The organism is Micromonospora sp. NPDC003776, from assembly GCF_053605645.1.
In genome coordinates this window covers 1-11,587 of sequence record NZ_JBSGJR010000170.1, presented here as the reverse complement: position 1 = coordinate 11,587, position 11,587 = coordinate 1, and the positions used below count along the sequence as shown (strand labels likewise).

12 protein-coding genes are annotated in these 11,587 nt (G+C 73.1%); 8 read left to right on the top strand and 4 right to left on the bottom strand.

Features of this window, described 5'->3' with window-relative positions; translation table 11 throughout:
- The 4 genes from ACWEVO_RS16200 to mptB (ACWEVO_RS16185) all read left to right on the top strand — a co-directional run.
- Window positions 1-690, top strand: a 690-nt coding sequence (locus ACWEVO_RS16200) for a [protein-PII] uridylyltransferase family protein (protein WP_452308326.1), incomplete at its 5' end; no start/stop codon positions are given.
- Window positions 683-2,305 (top strand): hypothetical protein, encoded by a 1,623-nt coding sequence (locus tag ACWEVO_RS16195; protein ID WP_452308325.1) that lies wholly within the window; start codon window positions 683-685, stop codon window positions 2,303-2,305. The genes ACWEVO_RS16200 and ACWEVO_RS16195, both read left to right, overlap by 8 nt.
- Window positions 2,306-2,367: 62 nt before the next feature.
- Window positions 2,368-3,783 carry a polyprenol phosphomannose-dependent alpha 1,6 mannosyltransferase MptB gene (mptB, locus tag ACWEVO_RS16190; RefSeq protein ID WP_452308324.1) on the top strand — a complete coding sequence of 472 codons (1,416 nt, stop codon included), beginning with the start codon at window positions 2,368-2,370 and terminating at the stop codon, window positions 3,781-3,783.
- A 12-nt stretch (window positions 3,784-3,795) separates the two neighbouring features.
- The gene (gene mptB, locus ACWEVO_RS16185) at window positions 3,796-5,265 is read left to right on the top strand and encodes a polyprenol phosphomannose-dependent alpha 1,6 mannosyltransferase MptB (RefSeq protein ID WP_452308323.1); all 1,470 of its coding nucleotides are present in this window, start codon (window positions 3,796-3,798) and stop codon (window positions 5,263-5,265) included.
- Window positions 5,266-5,354: 89 nt separating this feature from the next.
- Here the strand turns inward: mptB (ACWEVO_RS16185) and ACWEVO_RS16180 are convergent, their stop codons facing one another.
- Window positions 5,355-6,308, bottom strand: coding sequence for a hypothetical protein (locus ACWEVO_RS16180; protein ID WP_452308322.1), 954 nt, complete (start codon window positions 6,306-6,308; stop codon window positions 5,355-5,357).
- Entirely contained in the window at window positions 6,305-6,667 is a 363-nt protein-coding gene (locus ACWEVO_RS16175) for a PadR family transcriptional regulator (RefSeq protein ID WP_452308321.1), read from the bottom strand. Before ACWEVO_RS16175 ends, ACWEVO_RS16180 begins: the two co-directional genes overlap by 4 nt.
- Before the next feature lie 375 nt (window positions 6,668-7,042).
- Between ACWEVO_RS16175 and ACWEVO_RS16170 the strand changes: the two genes are divergently transcribed.
- The 3 genes from ACWEVO_RS16170 to ACWEVO_RS16160 all read left to right on the top strand — a co-directional run bounded on the left by ACWEVO_RS16170 (window position 7,043) and on the right by ACWEVO_RS16160 (window position 8,188).
- On the top strand, window positions 7,043-7,225 hold the full coding sequence (locus ACWEVO_RS16170; protein WP_452308320.1) for a hypothetical protein: 183 nt from the start codon (window positions 7,043-7,045) through the stop codon (window positions 7,223-7,225).
- Between the two features lie 355 nt (window positions 7,226-7,580).
- Window positions 7,581-7,985 carry a hypothetical protein gene (locus ACWEVO_RS16165; RefSeq protein ID WP_452308327.1) on the top strand — a complete coding sequence of 135 codons (405 nt, stop codon included), beginning with the start codon at window positions 7,581-7,583 and terminating at the stop codon, window positions 7,983-7,985.
- The gene (locus ACWEVO_RS16160; RefSeq protein ID WP_452308319.1) at window positions 7,871-8,188 is read left to right on the top strand and encodes a tyrosine-type recombinase/integrase; all 318 of its coding nucleotides are present in this window, start codon (window positions 7,871-7,873) and stop codon (window positions 8,186-8,188) included. The genes ACWEVO_RS16165 and ACWEVO_RS16160 overlap by 115 nt, the downstream gene beginning before the upstream one ends.
- A 23-nt stretch (window positions 8,189-8,211) precedes the next feature.
- On the opposite strand, the gene glnA is transcribed toward ACWEVO_RS16160, so the two are convergent.
- Window positions 8,212-9,636, bottom strand: a complete 1,425-nt coding sequence (gene glnA, locus ACWEVO_RS16155) for a type I glutamate--ammonia ligase (RefSeq protein WP_452308318.1) — start codon at window positions 9,634-9,636, stop codon at window positions 8,212-8,214.
- A gap of 290 nt (window positions 9,637-9,926) precedes the next feature.
- On the opposite strand from glnA, the gene ACWEVO_RS16150 reads away from it, so the two are divergent.
- Window positions 9,927-10,340, top strand: a complete 414-nt coding sequence (locus ACWEVO_RS16150) for an RDD family protein (RefSeq protein ID WP_452308317.1) — start codon at window positions 9,927-9,929, stop codon at window positions 10,338-10,340.
- A gap of 148 nt (window positions 10,341-10,488) precedes the next feature.
- Here ACWEVO_RS16150 and ACWEVO_RS16145 read toward each other — a convergent pair whose 3' ends face one another.
- Window positions 10,489-11,178: a DUF4191 domain-containing protein gene (locus ACWEVO_RS16145; protein ID WP_452308316.1), complete on the bottom strand. Its 690-nt coding sequence runs from the start codon at window positions 11,176-11,178 to the stop codon at window positions 10,489-10,491.
- Between the last annotated feature and the right edge of the window lie 409 nt (window positions 11,179-11,587).

Here is an 11,587-nt window from a genome sequence, read left to right as displayed (position 1 = left end):
GCCGCGCCGGCCCCCGACCCGCCGCTCGGGGTGGACGCCGACCTGCGCCCGGAGGGCCGGCAGGGCCCGCTGGTACGCAGCCTCGCCGCGTACGCGCAGTACTACGCCCGCTGGTCGAAGGTGTGGGAGGCGCAGGCGCTGCTGCGGGCCCGGTTCGTCTGCGGCGACGCCGACCTGGGCGCCGCGTTCGAGGCGGTGGCCGACCCGGTCCGCTACCCGGCCGACGGGCTGACCCGCGAACAGGTGGTGGAGATCCGCCGGATCAAGGCCCGGGTGGAGACGGAGCGGCTGCCGCGCGGCGCCGACCCGGCCACCCACACCAAGCTGGGCCGGGGCGGCCTCGCCGACGTCGAGTGGGCGGTGCAGCTGCTCCAGCTCCGGCACGCCGGCCGGCGGCCCGAGCTGCGCGGCACGCGTACCCTCGACGCCCTCGCGGCGGCCCGGGACGCCGGCCTGGTCGACCCCGAGGACGCCGCGGAGATGGCCGCCGGCTGGACCCTCGCCGCGCAGGTCCGCAACGCGCTGATGCTGGTCCGCGGCCGGGCCGGGGACCAGCTGCCCCGGCACGGGGTGGAGCTGGCCGGGGTGGTCCGCCTGCTCGGCCGGGACGACCCCGGCGAGTTCCTCGACGAATACCTGCGCATCGGCCGCCGCTCCCGCGCCGCGATGGAGCGGATCTTCAGTGCCTGAGGCGCACGGCAGGGGGCCCTTGTCGGCCGGGCGGGCGGGCGTGCTGGCGGCCGGCGTCGCGCTGCTGCTCGGCGTGGCCTTCCTGCTCGCCCCGCCGATGGGCACCGACCTGGCCGCCCAGGTCGCCCGGGCCGGCTTCGTCGCCCGTCACGGCGGCGCCCCGATCGACCTGGGCTGGTACGGCGGGGTGAACCAGTACGGCTACAGCCTCTTCACCGCCCGGCTGGGCGCCTGGCTCGGGGTACGGCCGCTGGGCGTCCTCGCCGCCGTGGTGGGCGCCGCGGCGCTGGGGCACCTCTTCGTCCGGCACCGGGCCCGCCGGCCGGTGCTGGCCGGGGTGCTCGGCGCGGTGGTGCTGGTCGGCAACCTGGCCAGCGGCCGGATCACCTTCGCCGTCGGCCTGGCGTTCGGGCTGCTCGCGCTCGGCGCGGCGGGCGCCGGGTGGCCGGGCCGACCGGCCCGGCTGATCCTGGCCGCCCTGCTCGCCGCGGCGGCCACCTGGGCCAGCCCGGTCGCCGGGCTCTTCACCGGTCTGGCCGGCGCGGCGCTGCTGCTGGCCGGGCTGCGCCGGGGCGACGGGCCGGGGCGCCCGCTGCCGGGCGGCTGGCGGGCGGACCGGCCGCTGGCGGAGAGCCTCGTCCTCTGCCTCGCGCCGGCGCTGGCGCTGGTCCCGATGGCCGTGCTGTTCGGCAACGGCGGCACCCAGCCGTACTCGGCCGAGTCGATGCGGATCAACGTGGCGCTGTCCGTGCTGGTGTTCGCGGTCGTGCCCCGGCGTCGCCGCGTGCTGCGGATCGGCGCCGTGCTCACCGTGCTGCTGCTGGTCGCCGCGTTCTACCTGCCCAGCCCGATCGGCTCCAACGCGCTGCGGCTGCCCATGCTCTTCGCGCTGCCGGTGCTCGCCGGGTACGCGCCGCTGCCCGGCCCGTGGCTGGCCGGCCTGCTCGCCGCCACCGTCTGGTGGCAGAACCCGGTGATGGTCAGCGACGTGACCCGGGCCGGCGCGGCGGAGAGCGCCGCGTCGTTCCACCGTCCGCTCGCCGACGAGCTGGCCCGGCGGCAACCCGTCGGCCGGGTCGAGGTGGTGCCGCTGCGCGACCACTGGGAGTCGGCGTACCTGCCGCCGACGGTGCCGCTGGCGCGCGGCTGGGAACGGCAGGTGGACACCGACCGCAACGGCCTCTTCTACGCCGACGGGCTGACCGCCGACGGGTACGCCGGCTGGCTGCGCCGGGAGGCGGTGCAGTACGTCGCGGTCGCGCCCGACGCGCCGCCGGACCGGTGGGGACGCGCCGAGGCCGACCTGATCGAGGCCGGCCAGCCGTACCTGCGCGAGGTCTGGCGCAACGCGGACTGGCGGCTGTACGCGGTGGTCGACCCGACGCCGCTGGTCGGCGCGCCGGGCCGGCTGGTCGCCGCCGATCAGGCCCGGGTGCGGTTCGCCGCGGACCGGGCGGGCGACGTGCCGGTGCGGGTCCGGTGGTCCCCCTTCCTCTCCCTGGCCGGGGCGGACGGCTGCCTGCGGGCGGGACCGGACGGCTGGACCGAGGTACGGGTGCGTACCCCCGGTGAATTCACCGTCTCCAGCCGGCTGACGCCGGCGAACCACTGCTGAGCACCCGGCCCGGTCCGGTGCCCACCGTCGGCCCCGGCCGGCCGGGCTGGCAGCATGGCGGGGTGTCTCACCACCTCTCGCGCTGGACCGGCCTGGCGGGCTCGCTGCTGCTCGCCCTGTCCGCCTTCCTCGGTGGCGCCTACCCGCACGCGAACCTGCACCCCACCCCGGTCAACATCTGGCAGGGCCCGCACGGGCCGCTGATCCTCGGCGCCTGGCTGGTGGGCACCGCGCTGCTGGTCTGGGCCTGGTGGTCGCTGCGCGACCGGGTGCCGTCGGTGCGCTGGGCGCTGGTCACCGCCGCGCTCTGGCTGCTGCCGATGCTGATCGCGCCGCCGTTCGGCAGCCGGGACGTCTACGCGTACGCCTGCCAGGGCGCGAGCTTCGCGGGCGGGATCAGCCCCTACGAGCAGGGCGTCTCCGCGCTGCCCTGCCCGTGGTTGGACACCGTCTCCTTCATCTGGCGGGACACCCCGGCCCCGTACGGGCCGCTCTTCGTGGTGATCGCCGGCGCGGTGGTCAAGGCGACCGGTTCGCTGACCGCCAGCATCGTGCTGTTCCGCCTGCTCAGCCTGGCCGGCGTGGCGCTCACCGCGTACGCCGTGCCGGTGCTGGCCCGGCGCCGTGGCGTGCCGGCCGAGCGGGCGGTGTGGCTGGCGCTGGCCTGCCCGCTGGTGGCGATGCACCTGATCGGCGGCCCGCACAACGACGCCCTGATGGTCGGCGCGCTCGTCGCCGGGCTGGCCCTGGTCGCCTCCCGCCCGGGCCGGCCGGGTCCGCTGCTGGCCGCCGGGGCGCTGCTCGGCGTGGCGGTGGCGATCAAGGTGACCGCCCTGGTCGTGGTGCCGTTCGCGGCGCTGGCCGCGATGGTCGGGCCGTACCGGATCCGGACGCTGGTGCGCGACGGCGGGTGGGTGGTGGCCGGCGCGGTCGCGGTCGTGGTCGGGGTCACCTTCGGTGGCGGGCTGGACTTCGGCTGGGTCGGCGGGCTGTCGCAGGGCGGGGTGGCGGTCGCCTGGACCTCGCCGCCGACCGCGGTCGGCCAGACCGTCGGCTACCTCGCGGTGCTGTTCGGCGCGCACATCGACGCCCTCCCGGTGACCCGGGGGATCGCCGTGGTCCTGCTCGCCGTGCTGCTGATCTGGCTCTGGTTCCGGGCCCGGCACCGGGACCCGTTCTATTACGCCGGGCTGGCCCTTGCGCTGACCGTCGCCCTGTCCCCGGTGGTGCACCCCTGGTACTGGATCTGGCCGCTGACCGTCCTCGCCGCGACCGCCGCCGCGCGGGAGAAGTGGTACCTGGTGGTCGCCGCCGTCGGGTCGTTCCTGATCCTGCCGGACGGCACCGGCCTGCCCCGGTGGACCAAGATGCCCGGCGCGCCCCTGATGACGCTGTTGGTGATCGTGGTCACGATCCGCTTGGTACGGTCGGCTCGGGCGGCCCGGAAGCCCGTCGCCGCCGACGCGGCAGCCGACTGAGGAGAGGTGCCGGTGCGCGAGCCGGACGCGGTGCCCGACGGCCCGGTCCGGCCGGTCGGGGCCGCGTACGCCCGGTACGCCGGGCTCCTCGGCGCCGTGCTGCTGACCGTCGCCGGCTGGCTGGGCGGCGCGCTGCCCGACGCCCCGCCCGTCGACCGCCTCGCCGACGTGTGGCACGCCCGGCACGGCCCCGCGGTCGTCGGCTGCTGGCTGGCCGGCACGCTGCTGCTGGTCGGGGCGTGGTGGTCGCTGCGCTGGGGCGCCCCGTCGACCCGGTGGGCGTACCTGACCGCCGGGCTGTGGCTGCTGCCGCTGCTGGGCGCGCCCCCGCTGGGCAGCCGGGACGTCTACTCGTACGCCTGCCAGGGCTGGTCCTGGGCGCACGGCACCGACCCCTACCGGCGCGGGGTGGCGGCGGCCGGCTGCCCGTGGACGGACGCGGTGTCACCGATCTGGCGGGACACCCCGGCCCCGTACGGGCCGTTCTTCGTCCTGCTGGCCGGCCTGGCGGTGCTCGCCGGCGGCGGCCTGGTCGGGGCGCTCGTGCTGCTGCGGGTGGTCGCGGTGGCCGGGCTGCTGCTGGCCGCGCTCTGCCTGCCCGGGCTGGCCCGGGCCGCGGGGGTGCCGACCCGGCGGGCGGCCTGGCTGGCGCTGGCCTGCCCGCTGGTCGGGGTGCACCTGGTCGCCGGCGCGCACAACGACGCGCTCGGCCTGGGCCTGGTGCTGTTCGGGCTGCTGGTGCTGGTCCGCGGGCCGGGCCGGCCGCGGGCGCTGCTGCTGGCCGGGGTGCTGCTCGGCCTGGCGGTCGCGGTGAAGGCGGTCGCCGTGGTGGTGCTGCCGTTCGCCGCGCTCGCCGCGACGCCGGGCCGCCACACCTGGCGGGCGCTGCTGCGCGACGCCGGCTGGCTGGCCGGGGGAGTGCTGGCCGCGGTGCTGGCCTGCTCCCTGGTCACCGGGCTGGGGCTGGGCTGGGTGGGCGGGCTGGCGCGCAGCGGTGACTCGGAGCAGTGGACCTCGCCACCCACGGCGGTGGGTTTCGTGGTCGACTACGCGGGCGCCCTGCTGGGCCGGGAGCCGCACGCCGTGCCGGTGGTCCGGGTGGTCGCGCTGGCGCTGCTCGCGGTGCTGCTGGTGACGCTCTGGTGGCGGTCCTGGACGGCGCTGCACCGGCTGGGCGCCGCCCGGCCCCGGGTGGCCCTGATCGGCGCGGGCCTCGCGCTGGCCGCCACCGTGCTGCTCGCCCCGGTCCTGCACCCGTGGTACGCGGTCTGGCCCCTGGCCCTGCTCGCGGTGGCGACCCGGTCGCCGGCCCGGGCGGTGTGGTTCGTGGTGCCCTGCGCGGTGGCGTCGGTGCTGGTCCTGCCGGACGGCACCAATCTGGCCCGGTTCACCAAGGCGCCCGGGGCGATCCTGATGACAGGGCTGGTCCTGCTGGTCGCAGTCCGGGCGGCACGGGCCAGCGTGGCCCGTCGCGCCCGCTGATTTCCGTAAGTGGTTCACCCATTACCGGCAGGCCGGCTGAACCCGCCCGGTCGCCCCGCCCCGTTGTCGGGGCAGGGCGACGCGGTGCGCTACCGGCGCGAGCGATGGAGGGCCTGGTTGGCTTGCCATCCCGCCCACCGCCGGGTCGCCATCGCCACCGCGAGGGTGGCCGGCCCGAGCATGGTCACGGCCAGCGCGACGCCGATGAGTGAGGAGTAGGTGTAGAGGTGCATGCCGGCCGCCAACTCGCCGACGCAGAGTAGGCCGACCGGGGTGAGCAAGACCAGGATCGCCCAGACGCCGCGCATGTCCCGTCGTGCGGCCAGCCCGGCTGCAATCAGTACGGCGGCCGCGAGCAGGGCGGCGCCCGCCACCGGCCGGAGTTCTGTGATTGGCCCGTGGTACGCCCACCAGCCGGGATCCTTGAGCCGGCCAACTGCGAGCAGAGCCGCCGTCCCCATCGCCGCAGGCAGGGCGATCCGGCTCGACCGGCCAAGTCGGTCGGGCAGGGCCAGGGCCACCAGCCCCAGCGCGATCTGCGGAACCAGCACCAGCAGCGGCGGCCGGGGCAGGCCCACCAGCGCGCGGACCGGAATGACCGCGACGGTCAGGACCAGGGCGACCACCACGGCGGTCCGGGCCACCCGGCCCGGGGCAACTAGGGCCATGACGGCAGCCACCAGCCATGCTCCCCAGGCGACCGCCCCGGCGCTGTTGACCGGGCCGAGGCTCCGGAAACCCAGGTCTGCCGAGAGGTGATGGGTCTCCGCGACCGACCAGCCGGCGGCGAGGGCGCTTGCGGTGATGAATGCGAGGACGGCGGCGAGGCGTACGCCGGGGGCCAAGTCGGACGCGCCAGCGGCTCGCAGCCGCTGGCGTAGGCCACCGAGCACGAGGTCGGCGGTGTCCGCAAGCGACGGTCGGCGCTGGCCCGGTCGGGCCAGGTCGAGGTACGTGCCAACGATTTCCGCACCGCGCGCCCGCCGGTACTCCGAGGGGTACGCCCTCAGCAGTCGGTGGTAGCGGCGTTCGAGTTCGTTCATGCCAGCCCTCCCGCGATACGTGGGATCGATCGCGTGCTGCTCCCGCGGGCCCGTAGCCGGGCGGTGGCCGCCTCCACGTTGCGGCGCAGCCGCTCTGTCTCGGCCGTAAGGGTGGCGTCGCCGGCACCGGAGAGGCGGTAGTAGCGGCGCAGCCGCCCGTCCACGACCTCCTCCCTGTCGACCTCGACCAGGCCGGCGTCCACCAGTCGGTCCAGTGCGCCGTAGAGGGTGCCGGGGCGCAGCGACACGCGTCCCTCGGACAGGGTGGCGACCTCGCCGATGACGCGGTAGCCGTGCATCGGCTCACCGGCGAGCGCGGTCAGGATCAGGAAGGTGGGTTCTCGGAGCGGTGTGTCCACCGGCTCAATATAACGGATGCGAAGGTATAACGGGGGGCGATACAATGAGGCCGGGTCGGTGCGTGGAGCTGATCAGCAGTCGAAGAACTGATTACCGGGGCGGCGTGGCCTGCAGCAACTACGGTCACATGCCGCATGACTTGCGAAAACACGGCTTATCGATTCGCATCGTTTCGCGCTTGCTCACATCCCCATCGATACCCGATGTGTACCCGATTTGGTGCCGCATGATCCTTGGGAGGGAGTGATCATCGTCTACGATCGGGCGATGCCGGGGTGATCTTCACGTTGGCGGATCGTGTCTGCGTACCATCGCACCGTGAGTCGCGACTACGCAGCCCGGCTTGCAGCGGGTGTTCCGGTTGGGGCGGACCGATGAACAACGTCCGGGCGCTCATCGTGTGTGGTGTGGTCGCCGCCGCGCTGGCCATCGCTCTCATCGTGATCGGGCTGCAGGGGCAGACCGGGCTGCGGGCCGGGTTCTGCATTTTCGGTGGGCTCCTTCTTCCGGTCGCGGCCGCATTCCTGGCCGAGGCGATGAAACGGGGCGGGCCGTGAGCAGCCCACCCTGCGCCGAGTTCGCACCGGGAACTGCGCGACCTCGCGGAGCGTCCGTCGCAAATCCAGGCTTGGGTTCGCGGGCTGGAGGGGCGTTTGGCGACCAGCACGGCGCGAACCGTGTTCGCGAACCTGTCCGCAGTCTTCACGGCAGCCGTCGACGACGGGTTGATCTCGCGGAACCCGTGCCGGGTCGACTCTGTGAAAGCGCCAAAACTGAAGCGGCGGAAGGTACGTCCGTGGTCGGCCGAACGCGTCGCGGAAGTCCAGTCGGGTCTACCCGACAGGTACGCCGCAACTATCGACTGCGGTGCTGGTCTCGGCCTCCGTCAGAGTGAGGTGCTCGGGCCTGGCGGTGGACGACGTTGAGTGGCTGCGTGGCCGCGACGCGTGGGTCCACGTACGCCGACAGGTGAAGCAGATTCATGGGCGGCTGGTATTCGCGCCACCCAAGCGAGGGAAGGAGCGCGACGTGCCGCTGTCCGAGGCGGTGGCGCTACGGCTGGCCGCGCACCTGAAAGCCTGGCCCGCCCGATCGGTCACGTTGCCGTGGCTGGTGCGGGACGGCAAGCCGGTCGCCGCAACCTTGATCTTCACCAGCCGGGAGAGCAAGGCGGTCAACCGCAACTACTACAACGCCCATCTATGGAAACCGGCGCTCGTCTCGGCCGGTGTGATCCCAAGCCGGAGCCGGGAGAGCGGCACGTCGAGTCGCGAGAGCACGGGTTCCACGCGCTGCGGCACCGGTACGCCAGCGTGATGCTGGCCGATGGCGTCGACATCCGTTCGCTTGCTGAGTATCTCGGTCACGAGGATCCCGGATTCACCCTCCGGACGTACACACACCTGATGCCGTCGGCGGCGGACCGAGCGCGCCGGGCCATCGATCGCGCGTACGGGGCGGCGACCGATGGCCCGGCGGATGTACCCAATCTGTACCGAGGGAGTGTGCTGGGGGCGTAATCCCTGGTCAGAGGGCTGCTAACTCAGCAGTCGAAGTACATCGCGAACTCGTGCGGGGTCGGGCGCAGACGCACCGGGTCGACCTCGTTGGTCCGCTTCCAGTCCACCCAGGTGGAGATCAGGTCCGGCGTGAAGACGCCGCCGTCGAGCAGGTAGTCGTGGTCGGCCTCGAGCGCGTCGAGCACCTCCGGCAGCGAGCCCGGCACCTGCTTGACGTCGCCCCACTCCTCCGGCGGCAGGTCGTACAGGTCCTTGTCGATCGGCGCCGGCGGCTCGATCTTGTTCTTGATGCCGTCCAGGCCGGCCATCAGCATGGCCGAGAAGGCGAGGTACGGGTTGCTGGACGGGTCCGGCACCCGGAACTCGACCCGCTTGGCCTTCGGGTTGCTGCCGGTCACCGGGATCCGGGTGCACGCGGAGCGGTTGCGCTGCGAGTAGACCAGGTTGACCGGCGCCTCGAAGCCCGGCACCAGGCGGCGGTACGAGTTGACCGTCGGGTTGGTGAAGGCCAGCAGCGACGGCGCGTGGTGCAGCAGGCCGCCGATGTACCAGCGGGCGGTGTCGGAGAGGCCGGCGTAGCCGGTCTCGTCGTAGAACAGCGGCTCGCCGTTCAGCCACAGGCTCTGGTGGGTGTGCATGCCGGAGCCGTTGTCGCCGAAGAGCGGCTTGGGCATGAAGGTGGCGGTCTTGCCGTTCGCCCATGCCTCGTTCTTTATCAGGTACTTGAAGAGCTGGAGCTGGTCGCCGGCGTGCAGCAGGGTGGAGAACTTGTAGTTGATCTCCGACTGGCCGGCGGTGCCCACCTCGTGGTGCGAGCGCTCCACGGTGAAGCCGGCGTCCACCAGGCGGCGGACCATGCTGTCGCGCAGGTCGGCGTAGTGGTCGACCGGCGGCACCGGGAAGTAGCCGCCCTTGTACGCGGTCTTGTAGCCGCGGTTGCCGCCCTCCTCCTCGCGGCCGGTGTTCCACGCGCCCTCGATCGAGTCGATGTAGTAGAACGACCGGTGCGCGGAGGTCTCGTGCCGGATCGAGTCGAAGATGTAGAACTCGGCCTCGGCGCCGAAGTAGGCGGTGTCGGCGATGCCGCTCGACGCCAGGAACGCCTCGGCCTTCTTCGCCACGTTCCGCGGGTCACGCGAGTAGGCCTCGCGGGTGAACGGGTCGTGGATGAAGAAGTTCAGCGCGAGGGTCTTCTGCGCGCGGAACGGGTCGATGAAGGCGCTCGCGACGTCGGGGAGCAGGAGCATGTCCGACTCGTGAATCGCCTGGAAGCCGCGGATCGACGAACCGTCGAACGCGAGGCCGTCGGTGAAGACGCTGTCGTCGAAGGACTCGACCGGCAGGTTGAAGTGCTGCATCACGCCGGGCAGGTCACAGAAACGTACGTCGACGAACTTCACGTCCTCGTTCTTGAGGTATCGCAGGAGTTCCTCGGGATTGGCGAACACACGTCCTCCTGGCAGGTCCACTCCGGTGGCTGGCTCCTGGCGACGGTATGGCGGCGGGGTTGCCCGGCCGTGTCTCCTCTGTTTCCGCCGTGTTACGTCCCTCGCGGAGCGTCATCTGGGCCGCTCAGTCGCCATCGGGTCTCCATTCGGACGATACCCGCCGCACGGATGTGGCGCTAATTGATGCCTTTGGTCCGATTCTTCACCCTGCGTCGAACCGGCCGTGAGCGACACCCCTGCCCAGCCCGGCCTCCCCGGCCCCGGATCTGCCCTGACTACCCTTGACCGCTGTGACCGATACCGCCGCCGTGCCGGTGCCGCCCGCCGCGGACCCAACCTTCACGCCCCCGAGCCTCGGCCGCCGCTTCGGCGCGCTGGTCATCGACTGGGTGCTCTGCCTGCTGATCTCCAGGATCTTCGCCGACCCGGCCCGGGACGGCTGGGCCCCGGTGCTGGTGCTGATCCTCGAGTACGGCTTCTTCCTCGGCCTGCTCGCCCAGACCCCCGGCATGTACGTCACCCGGATCCGCTGCCTGTCCTGGGCCGACGGGGGCCGGATCGGGCTGGCCCGGGCGCTGCTGCGTGGCCTCCTGCTCGCCCTGGTCGTCCCCGCCCTGATCATGGACGGGCACCGCCGCGGCTGGCACGACCGCCTTGCCGGCTCGGTCATCGCCGACGCCGCCCGCCCCACCCCGCGTCGCTAGGCGCTGCTCCCGGGAAAGAGTGGTCATCCGGCGGCCGGAGGCCACTCTTTCCGTGCACGAGGGCGGATCTTGCGGCGCGGCTCGGGAAGGGCCAACGAGAAAGGAGCCGGGCCCGTGCGGGTCCGGCTCCTTTCGTGTACGGCGGGGGTCAGCGACCCCGGGTCTGGCGGAAGGCGCCGCGCGGCGGCCGCATGTTCTTGGGGATCGCGCCCTTGGGCATCTGCGGGCGGGCGGTGAGCGCCTTGAGCCGCTTGTCGAGCGCGTTGACGTCCTTCGGGGTGAGGGTGCGGGGCAGCCGCATCAGGGTCATCCGCAGCTTGCGGATCGGCAGCTCACCCTCGCCCTGGCCGATCATGAAGTCGTGCAGCGGGGCGTTGCCGATCACCTTGGCCAGCCGGCGCTTCTCCTGGCCGAGCAGGCCCCGGACCCGCTGCGGGTTGCCCTCGGCCAGCAGGATCACGCCCGGACGGCCAAGCACCAGGTGCACCATGTCCATCTGCGTGGTGGAACTCACCGCCGGGGTGACCCGCCAGTCGCCGCGCATGCTCTCCATGATCTGCGCGGCCGCGCCCGGCTGCCCCTCGGCGGCGTTCATCATCGCCTTGTTGGACCGCAGGTTGAGCACGATCAGCACCGCGAGCAGGGCGAACAGGATGCCGATCGGCAGCCAGATCCAACCCCAGAACAGCACCGCGACCACGGTGAGCGCGAGCGGGATCAGCACCGCCGCCGCGGTCAGCGGCGCGAACCACCGGTCCTGCTTGGCGGTGAACTGGAACACCATCCCGATCTGCTTCAGCCGCTGGCCGAACGAGACCTTCTCCTGGGGCTTTGCCATGCCGCAGAGTCTAGTGGGCGCCCCGCGAACCGTTGATCCGTGGCTGCCACTCCGCGGCGGCTGAGTACCTTACGGCGCCGCCGGGCCGCTGAGGCCCCCCGGTAAGGAGGGGGAGCGGCCGAAGATCAGGCGGCGGACCCATGCCCCGGGGGCACCTTCGCGCGGAAAGTCAGTGTCGACAGCGAAACGAGATCCGACCGGGGAGACCGAGATGTTCGGCAACGACGCAGACCTGATGCTCACCATCCACCGCAGCCACGCCTCCGAACTCCAGGCCGACGCGGCCCGCGACCGGCTCGCCCGCTCGCTGCCCTGGCGAACCGGTTGGCCCGCCAGTCGATCGGGTCCACCCCGATGGTGTCGAGCACCCAGTTGACCAGGCCGAAGTCCTTCGCGTAGATCATCGAGA

Excerpts from the sequence above, each read along its gene's own strand:
- ACWEVO_RS16160 (WP_452308319.1), top strand. The coding sequence starts at position 7,871 with ATGGAAACCGGCGCTCGTCTCGGCCGGTGTGATCCCAAGCCGGAGCCG.
- ACWEVO_RS16170 (WP_452308320.1), top strand. The coding sequence starts at position 7,043 with ATGAACAACGTCCGGGCGCTCATCGTGTGTGGTGTGGTCGCCGCCGCG.
- ACWEVO_RS16180 (WP_452308322.1), bottom strand. The coding sequence starts at position 6,308 with ATGAACGAACTCGAACGCCGCTACCACCGACTGCTGAGGGCGTACCCC.
- ACWEVO_RS16145 (WP_452308316.1), bottom strand. The coding sequence starts at position 11,178 with ATGGCAAAGCCCCAGGAGAAGGTCTCGTTCGGCCAGCGGCTGAAGCAG.